Raw genomic sequence first — 14878 nt, forward strand, 5'->3', positions numbered from 1 at the left:
TTTTTTGCATACACTATTTCTCAAAAGAGATTTAAGATGTTTATTCTTCATACGATTAAATAAAATATACTTAACTTGCAAAAACGTATATTTTTAGAAAAACATTTATGAGATATTTTAGCCTCATTCGTATCAATGTATAAAATATATGGAGTAATTCTTTTTATTATTTGTTTGATAAGCAAGTTAAAATATCCAATTAACAGTTTTTCCCGATGTGTCTCATTATTTGATGTCAATAAGCACATTGATTTTTACCCTATCAATGGAGTTGTTTAGATGGTTTGGTTGGGAATATTTGCATAATTTCTCTCAAACCGTATCCAGGATACATTCCTTCTCGCATAAATAAATTACGTAACGGTGAGCAATTGCGTAATAATCCAAACCCAATGCCCCGCATAATATGAATAGGTAACCTATTCGAAAGTAAAGAAGAGTTGAGCATATGAACAGATCCACTTCGAATCAATATATCGGGGCGGCGGCATCTATCATAATGGGTAACAATCATTTTAGAGTGAAAATCAGATACTTGACTGGGAAAAAGATCAATTAAAGTTTCAACATCACGAAACCCTAAATTCAATCCTTGTGCTCCAATAGGAGGAAAGACATGAGCTGCTTCACCTACTAAAACCGTTCTGTTGGCAGCAAAACGATGAGAAATAAGTCCTGAAAGAGGCCATGTTTGAATTGGTGTTTCTAATGTTAATGGTCCAAGCATTGATTGCATTTGATCTTCAATTATTTTTGCAATTTTTTTGGCTTCCATATTTAATAATTCTTCAGCACGAGAAGGGCTAACAACCCATACAAGACTGGATTTTTTTCCTAGCAGTGGAATCTGTGTAAATGGACCATGTGCTGTATGAAATTCATTTGATGTATTTTGATGAGAAAGGTCATGAGAAAAATTGAGAACAAGTGCTTTTTGTGGATAGTCCCACTTCCTGATACCAATAGCCGCAGCTGCCCGTGCTAGAGAGTGGCGTCCATCAGCAGCAATAACAAATGATGTTTGAATAATCTTATCATCTGCAAGAGTAATACGTACATGACTGTTTTTCTGTTGAAAAGATTTTGCTAAAGAAACAAACCTTATAATATTGGGCATATGCTTAACAGCAGCAATTAAGGCATTATTTAACTCTACATTAGGGATATTATAACCAAAAGCTTCTTCACCAATTTCAGCAGAAGAAAAATTGACAGTAGGAGCGTGCACAATCCGAGAGGTGATGTCTATGATTCTAATGAAAGATAAAGCCGCAGCATGTTCTTTAAGAACATTCCAGATATTCAGTTTTTGAAGCGTACGTATTGCTGGCATCATAAGAGCAGTTGTCCGCACTTCATCTGCACAAGTATGCGGACCAATAAGGAAAACAGAATAGCCTTTATGTGCAAGAAGGAGCGCTGTTAACATACCGACAGGGCCAGCACCGACGACAGAAATATTTTTATACTCGTTTTTTTCAAATGTCACAACGACTTGAGCCTTTTTTCATTTATTAAATATTTTAACATTTCTAAATCAACAATCTCTTTTTATTGTATGAAGTCCTTCTATTATATTATGTAATAAGTAATGCGATATAAAAAAGTAACTTTTTTATGATTTTTTTACGATAAATTATACAATGAATAAAATGGCGTGTTGGTAGATGGATGAAAACGTGAGAGACAAGAATAAGAAAACGTTAAAACGTAAGCTAACAAAAAAAATCAAAAAGAATGCTGCTCTCTTGCGACACAAAAAAGTAACGATGCCACAAGCAAAAGCCTTTTCTGTCCATTTACTAACAGCATCAGGATCATTTTTGGCATTTCTTTCCCTTATATCTGCATCTCAAAAAGAATGGACTGCTATGTTTTGTTGGCTTGGACTTGCGCTCCTCGTTGATGGTATAGATGGTCCAATTGCCCGCAAACTTGATGTTAAATACGTACTTCCAACATGGTCTGGAGAGCTTTTAGACAATATTATTGATTACGTTACTTATGTTTTAATTCCAGCTTTTGCGCTTTATCAAAGTGGTTTGATCGGTTCAGGATTATCATTTGTATTGAGTGCTATTATTGTCATTTCATCAGCTATTTATTACGCAGATACTGGAATGAAAACCAAAGAAAATTTTTTTAAAGGATTTCCTGTCGTTTGGAATATGATGGTTTTTATGCTTTTTGTCTTAAGACCTGGAGAGTGGATCACTTTTATCATTATTGCCTTATCAGCAATCATATCTTTTTTACCAATTTATTTTATCCATCCAGTGAGAGTCATCCGTTTGCGTAAGCTTAATTTTCCTATTTTTCTTTTATGGTGTTTCTTTGCTGTTGTCGCATTTTTTTACCAATTAGATGCTCCATCTTGGGTGAAAATAGGAATTTCAATTACTGGGATTTATATATATTGTATCGGTGCTATTATGCAATTATTTCCTCGATTGGGAGAAAAAAGTATAATAAAACAATGAGATAGATATTTTAAAACGGGGATAAGATGCAAATTGATTTTGGAGCAGGTGATGACATTTCTTTTACAAAAGAGGGGCATGCTGGTATTATAAAACTTACACGTCCTTCAGCATTAAATGCTCTTAATGAGCGAATGGTTTGTGCTTTTAAAAAAGCGCTTAGCACATGGGAAATTGATGATGATGTTTCTTGCATTTTAGTGGAAGGAGAGGGGCGTGCTTTTTGTGCTGGTGGGGATGTTGTAGAAATTTACCATATGGGAAAAAGAGCTTCTTCTTATCAATATTTTAGCGATGAATATCGCTTAAATGCTTATATTAAACGTTTCCCAAAGCCTTATATTTCTTTTTTGAATGGTATTTGGATGGGAGGAGGGGTAGGCATTTCTCTATACGGTTCTCATAGGATTGTTACAGAGAATACACTTTTCGCTATGCCGGAAGGTGCTATTGGATTTTTTCCAGATGTCGGTGCAAGCTTTTTTTTGCCATCTCTTCCTGATCACTTTGGCATTTATCTTGCATTGACCGGTGCAAGTATAAAATGGGGAGATTGCTTAAATTTAAAATTAGCAACACATGCTGTCCCTGAAATTGAATTAGAATATATTAGAAAAGCGATTATTGAAGAAGGGGATCCTAGATTCGTTTTAGATGAGCGATCAATTACAAAAGACTATGAAACAAGTCATGAAATACGCTGTGTTATCAGCAGGTGTTTTGGAGCCCATACATTGGAGGAATGTCTTGAATTGCTTCAAAAAAAAAGCAATGAAGGTATTCTATTTGCTAAAGAATGTTACGATATTTTACAGGCACGTTCTCCAACAAGTTTAAAAGTTATTTGGAAACAAATGAAACAAAATCCACCTCATAATTTGGAAAATTGTATGAGAATTGAAAACCGTATTGCACATCATATGATTAATTCACATGATTTCTATGAAGGAGTACGTGCAATACTCATTGATAAGGACAAAACACCGAAATGGCAACCAGACAAACTTTCAAATGTAACAGATGAAATGATAGAAGCTTACTTCCAACCTGTTGAAAAAGAATTATTATTTTGAAAAATCACCCTAAAAAACAGATTTCAAAAATCCATTTAATTTACAAATGCTATTTGCGATTTTTAGCACTCATTTGCTTCAGTTTAAGTATTTTTTATTGGATATGCCTTGTTGGTGTCTTTCCAAATACTTTATGGCGTTTTGATCTTATGCCATGGCACTGGCAGTTTGCATCTACCACATTAGCCATTGTTTATCCTATCGCCTTAATTGGGCTTTGGATGTATTCGCTATGGGGAATTGTTTTATGGTGTATTGCGGCATTTATCGAAATATTAACAATGTATTATTCTGATTCTATTGATCAATCTTTCGTTCTGCTGTTTCATGGAATATTATGTCTCATTTTTATGATATTACAAATTATGAGGCAGATGAATAAATTTTCAACTCAAAAAGACTAATAAAGCGCTAAAATTCTTTTGTTTGATTTGAATAGTTTATTATAATATGACTTTCACTTGAGCAAAACAAGTGAAAGCCATTAACTTGTCTTTTACATAAATGGTACCCACCAATAGTCCCAATTACTTTTTGCAGGCACTGAAATCAACCATAGTATTGTTGATATCGCACCCCATAATGCCATTGCCATAGATATATCTCCCTCTTTTAAGTTCCATAATATATATTATGCGATAATATGATCATGATATAAAAGTCATGGCCAAATAAAAACAAAACAGACTTTATATTAAACACATAAATCATATTTATGACGCATACTACTCATTTTAAACAAAATTATGTCAATAATAAGGCAAATTGAATTTATCTATTAAATTTATATAGTTAAAAAATTGGCTTTAAGTAAAAAAGAAAATAACTTAAAGCCAAAAAAACAATATGTATAATAAAATAAGAAAATTACAGTGCTAATTTACAACGTTTCATATATGAAAGATCACTCAAAACAGCATTTCGATTATTTAAAGCTGAAATTTCATTGCTTTCACTTGATTTTACATCCATAAAAAATAAAGCAGGTAAAAATATAACACCCGTTGCTGCTAAAGCTAGATTTTTACTTCTTGCTTTAGAGCGCTCTATAATTGTATCATTAATCTGACGTTTATTAGCATAAAATTCTCGTTGAATATCAGCACAACTCATTGCTCCATCATGTATTGTTGTTGTTGAAATATTTTTTTCTAGACGTCCCCCACATGCTGATAAGGAAATCGCTGAAATCATAATACATATTGCCCGCGTAGACCATCTATACATAAGAAACCTCACTTTTAACATAGAAAAAACACAAATAAGACTAAAAGAAAGTAAAGGAAAGATGAGACTGTTAAAGAAGGTTTTAATTAACAGGAAATATTTTGCTTTCTAGACTTATGCATCTGCATTTGTTTCAAAAGTAAGTCCCTGATATGCAGGCTTAACATGTGGTGGTACAGAGTTTACCACCTTATTGTAATCAAGCGATCTATCCATATGTGTGAGGATTGCTTGTTTTGGCTGTAAATATTTTATCCATTGTAATGCTTGATCAACAGAAAGATGGCTTGGATGCACTTCAAATTGAAGAGCCTCAATAATGAGAACTTCTAAATTCATGAGTTTTGGTAATGTTTTTTCAGGAAATTTGCTAACATCTGTACAGTAAGCAACATTACCAATACGAAAACCTAAAGAATGAATATTACCGTGACATTGTAAATGCGTATTGACAGTTATCGCTCCACCCTGCCCGTGAATTTTAAATCGGCTATCTTCATTGATGAGATGTTCTTTTAAAATAGGTGAATAAGATGAACCTTTTGGCGTTTGGAAACAATATCCAAAAGCATTTTTCAAATGGTTTAGTGTGAAACTATCTGCATAAATATCTATTAAACATTTTTGTGCAAGTGCATAACTGCGCAAATCATCAATCCCATGAATATGATCTGCGTGAGAATGTGTATAAAGTGCCGCATCAAGATGGTTTACGCGGGCATTGATCATTTGTGATCTAAAATCTGGACCAGTGTCAATAACGACTGTTGTTTTTTTTCCTGATGGTTTAATGCGCTCAACTAACAAAGCACTTCTATAGCGTTCATTTTTAGGGGCATTGGGATCACAAGCTCCCCAATCACCATTGGGACGTGGTACTCCCAGAGAGGGACCACAGCCTAATATTGTGAATCGGTATCGATCAAACATACCTTTTGCCTTATTTCATTCTGCTAAATAAACGAAAAGCATTACGCGTTGTAACCTGAGCTATTTTTTCAAGACTTAAACCAATCGTTTCAGCTAGAATAGCAGCTGTATAGCGTACAAAAGAGGGTTCATTTGTTTTTCCTCTATAAGGAACAGGAGCTAAAAATGGTGCATCTGTTTCAACCAATAAATAGTCATGAGGTATAGTTTTCGCTATTTCACGGATTTCAAGCGCATTTTTAAAAGTGAGAATACCTGAAAAAGAAATATAACCACCAAGCTCAATGCCAGTACGAGCCAGTCGCATTCCAGAGGAATAACAATGAAGTACAAATGGAAAAGCGCCTTCTTTTATTTGTTCACGTAATATTTTCTCCATATCTAAATCGGCATTGCGTGAATGTATAACTAGAGGCAACTGTGTTTCTCGAGAAGCGATGATATGTTCTTGAAAAACTTTCTTTTGTTCCTCTGGTGAAGAATAATCATAATGATAATCGAGCCCCGCCTCCCCAAATGCAACGATTTTAGGGTGCTTTGAAAGTTGAATAAGCTCTTTAGCTGTAATATTTTGTTCTTCATGGGCACTATTGGGATGTGTCCCAACAGAACAAAATACTTGATCATAGTTTTGCGCAATTGTTAAAAGCTTATCCAATTTACGAACATGTGTTGAAATTGTTATCATACGTTTAATATCAGCATCTAAAGCCCGTTGGATAACACCATCTAAATCTTGTGAAAAATCTTCAAAATCAAGATGGCAATGTGTATCAATCAACATGATGGTTCTCATCTTTCTTCAAAATATAACGGGGAAAGATTGGTTTTGGTGGTGGAAGATCAAGATCTTCTTGAATTTTTTCATGGCTTATATGATAGAATAATCGATTATCTTCAGGAACAGCAAGGCTATCGAGAAGTTTGGTCGCTGATTGTGGTATGAAAGGCAAAAGCATAATTCCTATTCGCCGCAAGGTTTCTGCAGTTATGTAAAGAACTGTAGAAAATCTTTCTGGATTATTTTTCCGCAAACTCCAAGGTTGTTCATTAGCAAAATAGCGATTAGCATCTGATACGACTGAAAAAATAGCTGAAAGTGCTAAATGAATCTCATGAGAAGACATGGCTTGGCGTACAAGATGAAGTGCTTGAAGAGATTGTTCCAAAAGCTGTTTATCTTGGCTTAAAAAAGCAGCTGGTGTAGGAACTTTTGCATGACAATTTTTGGCAATCATAGATAAAGAACGCTGTGCTAAATTACCAAGATCATTAGCAAGATCTGCATTAATGCGATTTATGAAACTCTCATGGCTATAACTGCCATCTTGTCCAAATGGCACCTCACGAAGCAGAAAATAACGAAACTGATCAAGACCATAGTGATCGACTATTGCAAAGGGATCAATGACATTTCCAATAGACTTTGACATTTTTGCACCACGATTGAGTAAAAAACCATGAGCAAAAATACGCTTAGGCAATTCAATTCCAGCAGACATTAAAAATGCTGGCCAATAGACAGCATGAAAACGAAGAATATCCTTTCCAATGATATGCGTATTTGCAGGCCAAAAATGACGTTTTGTTGTATTTTCATCAAAAAAACCAATTGCTGAGAGATAATTAGTAAGTGCATCGACCCAAACATACATCACATGCTTTTGATTATTTGGAACAGTAACGCCCCAATTAAAGCTTGTCCGTGAAATAGAAATATCTTTTAAACCCGATTTGATAAAACTTATAACTTCGTTACGCCGTTCAAGTGGAGCAATAAAATCAGGGTGCTTTTCACAATGTTCAAGAAGAGGATTTTCATAGCGGGAAAGTCTAAAAAAATAACTTTCCTCTTCGTTCCATTCAACAGGAGAGCCTAATTCCTTTTCACGACGGATGTTATCTTCTCCAATTTCAGTATCTTTCTCTTCATAATATGCTTCCTGACGAACGGAATACCAACCACTATAACGGCCAAGATAAATATCGCCATTTGCCTCCATCTTTTTCCAAATTTCTTGACAAGCTTTATAATGGCGTTCTTCTGTTGTACGAATAAAATCATCATGAGAACAATTTAAGACTGTAAGCATTTTTTGAAACATAGCACTATTACGATCTGCAAGTTTCTGAGGTGTCATGTTCAATGTTGCTGCTGTTTGTTGCATCTTTAAACCGTGCTCATCCGTACCAGAGAGAAAAAATACATTTTCCCCCTCTAACCGTTGAAAACGGGCCAAAACATCGCTTGCAATTGCACTATAGGCATGCCCAATATGTGGAGTACCATTCGGATAAAAAATCGGAGTTGTTATATAATATGTGTTACGCATGTCATACTCGTTGTAAAACGCTATAAAAGGATACATTGACATAACGCTTGTTAATCACATTGTCACGGAAAAAGCTTATCCTCATGCATGATCTTATGAACTTTAAAAAGCAAGTTAATAATGAATTGCTTCTTATCAAGATTAAATGATTGTATTTCCCCTATTTCTTGATAAATCTCCCGCCACATCTGCGCACATTTTTTTGAGAGAGTTAACTTCCCCCTTTCAGCAAGCATGATAGCTTTTTTTTGAATTTTATCAAGAATTTCATCACAGAATTGTTGAAATTGAATCATGGAAGAAAGAGAGGAGAGTGTTTGTGCAAGAGTGTGCACAACAGTTGGATCACAAAAAGATTGTTCTAAGAGTGTATCAAGGGTTTTAACAATTTCAAAACCACTATGGCAAATAAGTAAAGCAGCTTTTCGAGGACTTCCTTTGGATCTCTGAATAATCATTTCAAGAGTTTTTTCATCTGGTAAATCCTGATTTGAAAAAATATGTGTAATGACTTTTTTCATTTCATCATCATGCAATGGTCGCAAAGAAAACTGTTGGCATCGTGAGCGAATTGTTGGGAGTAATCTTCTTGAAGAGTGTGTGATGATAATGAATAAAGTTTTTGCAGGAGGTTCTTCAAGCGTTTTAAGAATTGCATTAGCTGCACTTCTATTCATATCTTCTGCGGAATCAATAATAATAATACGCCATCCATTATCTTGCGATGTTTGATTTAAAAAATGCATAATATCACGGATATCATCAATAAGTATCCCTGTTTTAAACTTTTGTGTTTTAATATCAAAGCGACGTGAAATGTACAAAAAACCAGGATGACACCCTTGCGTCATTTTGTGCCATGTAATGGAATTATGCTCTGGTTGTAAAAAAGTACCCTTCTGAGAGCTTAAAATATTCCAAGCAAGATGAATCGCCAATGTGGCTTTTCCAATTCCATATTCTCCTTCAAATAATAAGGCATGATGTAAACGCCCCTCCTTACGCATCTGTGCTAAAAAATGACGAGCAGCTTCATGACCACAGATCATATTATTCTGAGAAAATGATAAAACTGTATCAATATCATCATATTGGTGCAAAGAATTTACGTAACTCATAAATGCTCCACCATTGCTTGGTCACAAATATTTTTTATTTGGTTTGCAACAACGTGCATTGTATCTGACGCATCAATTACACGAAACCTATGAGGTTCCTGTTCTGCCAATCGAAGAAAAGCTTGGCGCCTTTGTTCTTGAATCTCTAAATTATCTTTTTCAAAATAATCAATAGTCTCTGCTTTTTCCTCTCTATAATTTTCATTTTCCAAGAACCTTCGAGTATTTGCACGCTCCATAGCATATTCTGCTGGTATATCTAACAAAAATGTCAAATGAGGCATGATTCCATTGAGTGCAATCAATTCTAAAACAGAAAGTGTAGAAGAATTTACTTTATTGTTGAGCCCTTGATAAACACGTGTAGAATCAACAAAACGATCACATAAAACGATTTTTCCCTTTTGCAAAGCAGGAGCAATGACCTCAGTAACATGGTCGATTCGTGCGGCTGTAAATAAAGCAGCTTCAATTAAAGGTCCATATTGTTGTGCTTGCCCCGATAGTAAAATGTGACGTATTATCTCCGCACCGAGCGTTCCTCCTGGTTCTCGCGTCATAATAACTTCATAGCCTTTGTCCTTAAGATGTTTATAAAGGCAATTAATTTGTACTGTTTTTCCTACTCCATCCCCCCCTTCAAATGTTATAAAATAGCCTGACACCTGTGAACCTTAATCCTTAATAAGCATATATTATAAATATTTGCGTAACCATCCAATTGTTATTTCATAGAATGCATTTCTTACTTTTGCAAAAAAGCTTCCTTCTTGAATATTATTTCCTGCAAAAACAGGTTTTTCGAGAAGAATTTTTTGATCGTCTACAATTTGTAAGATACCAACCGGTTGTCCTAAAATGATAGGAGCTTTTAATGGACCATGATATTTAATTCTTGCTTTAACATTTATTTTTTTTTCATTTGAAAGCATAAAGCTGATCGGCTCTTTAACAATAAGAGAGACAGAATTTTTCACTCCACCATAAACAGAGGCACGACCAACCGCTTCTCCTTTGGTAAAGATTGTTTTAAGATCGAAAGCTGTCATTCCCCATTGAAGAATTTGTTCCACTTCTTTTGTATGCCCTTTATCCTCTTGCAAACCATTTATTGCTAAAAAAAGACGCCTATGATTGTTATAAACAGAAACAACCATTGAAAGGCCTTCATCTTTACTATAACCGAAACCGAATCCCTCGACACCAATTTCTTTAGAAATAAGAGGATTTTTGTTACGTTGAAAAATATTATTCCATGTGAAGTGAGGTTCGCGGTAAAGTGTATAATAATCGGGATGCTCACGAACAATATGACGCGCTAGTGTAATCATATCACGCAATGTCACAAATTGTCCCTCTTCAGGAAGCCCAGTTGCATTCACAAAATGGCTATGCGATAGTCCAAGCGCTTTAGCTCTCTGATTCATCATTTTTGCGAAATTGGCCTCGCTTCCCGCTATGCCTTCAGCAAGAATAATCGCAGCATCATTTCCATTAACAATAATGAGACCACGTAAAAGATCAGAAACACTGATTTCTGTCTTTACTTTTGCAAACATAGTGGTTGTACCGGAAGGAGCCCCACCCTTGCGCCAAGCGTTCTCACTAACCTTGAATTTTTCTGTACTGCTTAATAAACCTTCTTTTAATTGATGAAAGATAACTTCAGCTGTCATCAATTTTGTTAATGAAGCTGGAAAAAAAGCAATATCACTTTCTTTTTCAAACAGTATTGTATCTGTATCATTATCTAGTAACAGCAATTGTAATGCAGAATTTGGAAAATTCTGTGTTCTCCCCCACCCATCAAATGTCAATACCCCCAATAAGGTGAACAAAACCCTTAATGCTATACGCATAGCCGCTTCTCCCATATCTAAAGAAACAGCATAAAAAATATTCTTATACAAGAAAAGATTTGTTTTTTTTGCAAACGGATAATTTTATCATAAGAATAAGCGCAAGTTTCTATTTTCTTTAGCGTAATCAAAATAAATTAATATGCGATACTTTTTCTTATTCATTTATCAAATAGAATTTATTCTAAATTTTACACATGAAATTTTTTCTTTTTTTCATAATGATAGAAAAAAGCCTTCTTTTTCATTTATAAGGAAAAGGTGATTATAATGAATAAGTTATAACCACCTACAATATGAAAAGCCGTAATTAATTAACTGTTATTTTCTTGCTTGGTTTATTGATAAAAGCCACTTGCTCAAAGAGCGTCGGTTTACTAATCAACACTGGGCCATTTTCCGGTAATTTTACTGAAAAAGTTTTATTGGAATGTTTTTGTTTATTCATAGCTTGATCCAATCGTTTTTGAAGATTGGCATCAAGTCTCTCTAGTACGATATTTTCTTTTTCTTTCGAGAGAGCCGCTAGTAGGGGTGAGGAAGATACATTATTCCCTGCTGTGTAAGAAGCCATTAAATAAGCGCCATCATAATGACCAATAGGTGCTTCAGAAACATATTCCACTTTAACGTTCGCCACTCCTGCATTTGCGTAACCAAGTATTTCCGCAGCTTGCTTTGACAAATCAATGATTCTATCTTTCATAAAAGGACCACGATCATTTACTCTAACGATGATAGAAGCCCCATTTTTAAGATTCGTAACACGAGCATAACTGGGCAAAGGCATGGTGGGATGAGCAGCAGTCAAGAGATTCATATCATAGATTTCACCATTTGCGGTTAAACGCCCATGAAAATCTGAACCATACCATGACGCTTCTCCAACACGTTTATAAGTTGGATCATTTTGCGGATAATACCACTTCCCTTTTATTTGGTAAGGCTTACCGACAACAGCCCGCCCATTCTTTTTCTTTTCTTTTGATTGTTTTTTCCCAGTGGAATCCTTCTTAGGATCAGGAAGAACAGCAGTTTTTACCTCAGTTGCTTTATTATTATAAAAACTTTTTATTACAAAATGTGCTGTCTGGCTTGAGCAGCAAGATACTAACAACTGGGATACAACAACTACAGAAAGAAATTGAAATGTTGAATTAAGAACGAAAGTAAACTTTTCTTTGCTATTTAAAAGCATTTTTCAGCTCGCCTATTTTATAATTGAGTATTTACTGCAAAAAATCACACCGCACTCTCTCTATGCGATGAGGAAATTCACATTTTCAGATGATTCCCCTCGCGGAGCTCATCATATCCTAAAAAATTATCATTTATCAAGAAATTAATATATTATTAATACTTTTATGATCTTACAAAAAAGCAGTGCAATCATTACGGATGATGGCTAGTTGATAAAAAAATGAGAAATCAATATGTTCATAAAAAATATGCTATTATCACATGAACTTTAAAAAGGTAGGCTGATTCTTAATACTGCTTGAAAGGAGTGTTTTAATTGTGCTGTTGGTAATGCTCTTTTAAATAAAAGTTCTTCTTAAAAGTACTCAAAACTATTGGCGCAAAAGAAATTGTACCGTAGACAGAAGAAGACGTTGAAAAATACTATCAGCATTGGTCACATGGTACTCATGAGTGCGTAGAGGTTGATATTTGTTTACATAGACTGGCATCGTGATACTGCCGTACGTATTGCTTAGAAAGATATCAAAGACAACATTATCTATTTCAAGACAAAAAAACAAATATCAAACAGATGTTTTTCTTTCGATTTTACAAAAACTAGTAGAGACTCTTAAATTGCTCCTATAGGTTATGGATCATTCATTTGCAAAAAAGTAGACGTGAAAAAATTTTGGGAATCTATTTTATGAATTGTGTGTTAAAAATGAGTACACGCTTTGAAAAAATAAAAAGCTGCGGCAATATACACAAGTCAACACAAAAGCTATCAATTACAGCTTAAAGCATTTTAGTCTTTCTTCATAGTTTTTATCCACATGTTTATCTTGCTTTTGACATGTAAGCGAATGATTTTGATTGTTAAACACAAACAACTTTGAAATAAGAAAACGGTGTTGGTTTTTTCATTCAGCATGTAAAACATGAATTATCTTTATAAATTAATGTACTGTATCTGGAAGAAAACAATACAACACCTTTCTATACTTAAACAACAAGATAAAAAATAAAGCAAAACTTTTATCTAAACACCAATTTCAAAAAAAATTGGTGAGCGCGCAGGGATTCGAACCCTGGACCTACTGATTAAAAGTCAGTTGCTCTACCAGCTGAGCTACGCGCTCTTCTACAAGCCACTTTTCTTGCAGAAAGTAAGTGGAACATACGTTTGACTTTTCATTTGGTCAACACCTTTTGAAAAAAAATATTATTATTCTGTTTAGTTATCAATATTTTTCTGTCTTTTCTCCTTGTCTCATTACTGTGGATACAATTTTTTCCCTGTTTTAAATTTGAATAAAAAAGAGATTTATCAAGATAAAATGCATCATGATTTCTAGGGCACAAAAAAAATGCAGATTTCAAAATGATAAAAAGAACGGAAAATACAGAAAAACAATAAACTAAAGTTCATAAAGAATCAAAAAACATAGCAAAAAGTCAACATTATGATTTGCTGTGTAATTGAGTGAATAGAGCAAAATAAAGAATATATTTACCGCAAGAGAGGCATTATATTATCTTCTTTTAAAAGATAATTGCAATGAAACATTTTACAAGAATCTTTCATCTCTGTTAAATAAACAGAACACTGTTTATTTAAATTTTTTATAATAAATATTATAATATTTTTAAAAAAGAGAACTAAGTTTTTTTAATTAAAGTCGCTAATAGTACATTTAAAAATAGTTTTTTATTATATAAATAGAAACTATTTAATAGTATATACACAAAACATATTAAATTTAATTATTTAAAAATAAATTTTAATATAGTATTTAAATTTTAGCTCAAAAAAATGTATAATAATTACAAAATATATATTTTATATTTATTTTTCTCATTTGAGTTTCTTGTGATCGGAACATTGAATGCTAACATGTAAACAATATGAATTACTGTTGTTTATTCATAATCATATGAAGGAAACAGGTATTCCTCCCTCTTTTGATGAAATGAAAATTGCCTTAGAGCTTTCCTCAAAGTCTGGAGTTCATAAGCTTATGATAGCTTTAGAACAACGAGGTTTTATACGTCGTTTGCCAAATCGTGCCCGCGCAGTTGAGGTGATACGACTCCCCGATAAAATAACATTTAATCTTTCTTTAGCGCGTAAAATTTCTCCTAGTACGATAGAAAAAAATAAAAGAAAAATATCAGAAAATTTTTCTCATTTTGATAATCCTGAGGCAGAAGAAAAAAAGAATGTCACTATTCCCATTATGGGGCGCATCTCTGCTAGTATATCTGTCTCTGCTTTATTGCAACAAGTAGGTATGCTTTCTTTACCACAAGATATGATTAATTCGGGTGAGCACTATGCTTTAGAAGTCAGAGATGATTCTATGATTGAAGCAGCTATTCTTGATAAAGATACTATAATTATTAAATGCCAGAATACAGCAGCATCAGGCGACATTGTTGTCGCATTCATTGATAAACAAGAAGCAACTTTAAAACGTTATCGGCGCACAGGGGCCTTTATTGCATTAGAAGCAGCAAATCCTCATTACGAAACGCGTATATATAGATCTGAGCGTGTAGAGATACAAGGTAAACTTATCGGACTTATTCGCAAATATTAAAAAATAAAAAAATACTGAGTATGTTGATATATTTAGTAAAGAATTTTGGTATTGCGAAATACTCAGTAACAAG

Annotated in this window: 13 protein-coding genes and 1 tRNA gene; 4 read left to right on the forward strand and 10 right to left on the reverse strand. The window is 33.9% G+C overall.

What is annotated here, in order from left to right:
* Nucleotides 1-262: 262 nt before the first annotated feature.
* Nucleotides 263-1489, reverse strand: coding sequence for a UbiH/UbiF family hydroxylase (locus ABD917_RS05420; RefSeq protein WP_345119094.1), 1227 nt, complete (start codon nt 1487-1489; stop codon nt 263-265).
* Nucleotides 1490-1667: 178 nt separating this feature from the next.
* Between ABD917_RS05420 and pcsA the strand changes: the two genes are divergently transcribed.
* Genes pcsA through ABD917_RS05435 form a run of 3 tightly spaced genes read left to right on the forward strand, consistent with a single transcriptional unit; the run spans nt 1668 to nt 3957 of the window.
* Nucleotides 1668-2480: a phosphatidylcholine synthase gene (gene pcsA, locus ABD917_RS05425; RefSeq protein ID WP_345119095.1), complete on the forward strand. Its 813-nt coding sequence runs from the start codon at nt 1668-1670 to the stop codon at nt 2478-2480.
* A 26-nt stretch (nt 2481-2506) separates the two neighbouring features.
* Entirely contained in the window at nt 2507-3553 is a 1047-nt protein-coding gene (locus ABD917_RS05430) for an enoyl-CoA hydratase/isomerase family protein (RefSeq protein ID WP_345119096.1), read from the forward strand.
* Nucleotides 3550-3957: a DUF6163 family protein gene (locus ABD917_RS05435; protein WP_345119097.1), complete on the forward strand. Its 408-nt coding sequence runs from the start codon at nt 3550-3552 to the stop codon at nt 3955-3957. Before ABD917_RS05430 ends, ABD917_RS05435 begins: the two co-directional genes overlap by 4 nt.
* Before the next feature lie 463 nt (nt 3958-4420).
* On the opposite strand, the gene ABD917_RS05440 is transcribed toward ABD917_RS05435, so the two are convergent.
* From ABD917_RS05440 to ABD917_RS05480, 9 genes are all read right to left on the reverse strand, one after another.
* Nucleotides 4421-4780, reverse strand: a complete 360-nt coding sequence (locus tag ABD917_RS05440) for a hypothetical protein (protein WP_345119098.1) — start codon at nt 4778-4780, stop codon at nt 4421-4423.
* A gap of 114 nt (nt 4781-4894) precedes the next feature.
* Nucleotides 4895-5710 carry an MBL fold metallo-hydrolase gene (locus ABD917_RS05445; protein WP_345119099.1) on the reverse strand — a complete coding sequence of 272 codons (816 nt, stop codon included), beginning with the start codon at nt 5708-5710 and terminating at the stop codon, nt 4895-4897.
* Between the two features lie 10 nt (nt 5711-5720).
* Nucleotides 5721-6494, reverse strand: a complete 774-nt coding sequence (locus ABD917_RS05450; protein WP_345119100.1) for a TatD family hydrolase — start codon at nt 6492-6494, stop codon at nt 5721-5723.
* The gene (gene metG / locus ABD917_RS05455) at nt 6484-8043 is read right to left on the reverse strand and encodes a methionine--tRNA ligase (RefSeq protein WP_345119101.1); all 1560 of its coding nucleotides are present in this window, start codon (nt 8041-8043) and stop codon (nt 6484-6486) included. The genes ABD917_RS05450 and metG overlap by 11 nt, the downstream gene beginning before the upstream one ends.
* A 62-nt stretch (nt 8044-8105) precedes the next feature.
* Nucleotides 8106-9161 carry a DNA polymerase III subunit delta' gene (locus ABD917_RS05460; RefSeq protein ID WP_345119102.1) on the reverse strand — a complete coding sequence of 352 codons (1056 nt, stop codon included), beginning with the start codon at nt 9159-9161 and terminating at the stop codon, nt 8106-8108.
* Complete coding sequence (tmk, locus tag ABD917_RS05465; RefSeq protein ID WP_345119103.1) at nt 9158-9826, reverse strand: dTMP kinase; 669 nt, start codon at nt 9824-9826, stop codon at nt 9158-9160. Before tmk ends, ABD917_RS05460 begins: the two co-directional genes overlap by 4 nt.
* A gap of 30 nt (nt 9827-9856) precedes the next feature.
* On the reverse strand, nt 9857-11020 hold the full coding sequence (locus ABD917_RS05470) for a D-alanyl-D-alanine carboxypeptidase family protein (RefSeq protein WP_345119142.1): 1164 nt from the start codon (nt 11018-11020) through the stop codon (nt 9857-9859).
* 310 nt (nt 11021-11330) lie between these two features.
* The gene (locus tag ABD917_RS05475) at nt 11331-12218 is read right to left on the reverse strand and encodes a septal ring lytic transglycosylase RlpA family protein (protein ID WP_345119104.1); all 888 of its coding nucleotides are present in this window, start codon (nt 12216-12218) and stop codon (nt 11331-11333) included.
* 1050 nt (nt 12219-13268) lie between these two features.
* Nucleotides 13269-13344, reverse strand: a tRNA-Lys gene (locus tag ABD917_RS05480).
* A 747-nt stretch (nt 13345-14091) separates the two neighbouring features.
* Here ABD917_RS05480 and lexA point away from each other — a divergent pair.
* Nucleotides 14092-14805 (forward strand): transcriptional repressor LexA, encoded by a 714-nt coding sequence (gene lexA / locus ABD917_RS05485; protein WP_345119105.1) that lies wholly within the window; start codon nt 14092-14094, stop codon nt 14803-14805.
* Nucleotides 14806-14878: the final 73 nt, after the last annotated feature.

It is taken from the genome of Bartonella pachyuromydis (assembly GCF_039543065.1).
Taxonomy (GTDB): Bacteria; Pseudomonadota; Alphaproteobacteria; order Rhizobiales; family Rhizobiaceae; genus Bartonella; species Bartonella pachyuromydis.

Bases quoted from the DNA above. Each gene is read 5' to 3' on its own strand.
- pcsA (WP_345119095.1), top strand. From the start codon at position 1,668: ATGGATGAAAACGTGAGAGACAAGAATAAGAAAACGTTAAAACGTAAG.
- ABD917_RS05430 (WP_345119096.1), top strand. From the start codon at position 2,507: ATGCAAATTGATTTTGGAGCAGGTGATGACATTTCTTTTACAAAAGAG.
- ABD917_RS05440 (WP_345119098.1), bottom strand. From the start codon at position 4,780: ATGTATAGATGGTCTACGCGGGCAATATGTATTATGATTTCAGCGATT.
- ABD917_RS05445 (WP_345119099.1), bottom strand. From the start codon at position 5,710: ATGTTTGATCGATACCGATTCACAATATTAGGCTGTGGTCCCTCTCTG.
- ABD917_RS05450 (WP_345119100.1), bottom strand. From the start codon at position 6,494: ATGTTGATTGATACACATTGCCATCTTGATTTTGAAGATTTTTCACAA.
- metG (WP_345119101.1), bottom strand. From the start codon at position 8,043: ATGCGTAACACATATTATATAACAACTCCGATTTTTTATCCGAATGGT.
- ABD917_RS05460 (WP_345119102.1), bottom strand. From the start codon at position 9,161: ATGAGTTACGTAAATTCTTTGCACCAATATGATGATATTGATACAGTT.
- ABD917_RS05470 (WP_345119142.1), bottom strand. From the start codon at position 11,020: ATGCGTATAGCATTAAGGGTTTTGTTCACCTTATTGGGGGTATTGACA.
- ABD917_RS05475 (WP_345119104.1), bottom strand. From the start codon at position 12,218: ATGCTTTTAAATAGCAAAGAAAAGTTTACTTTCGTTCTTAATTCAACA.
- lexA (WP_345119105.1), top strand. From the start codon at position 14,092: ATGCTAACATGTAAACAATATGAATTACTGTTGTTTATTCATAATCAT.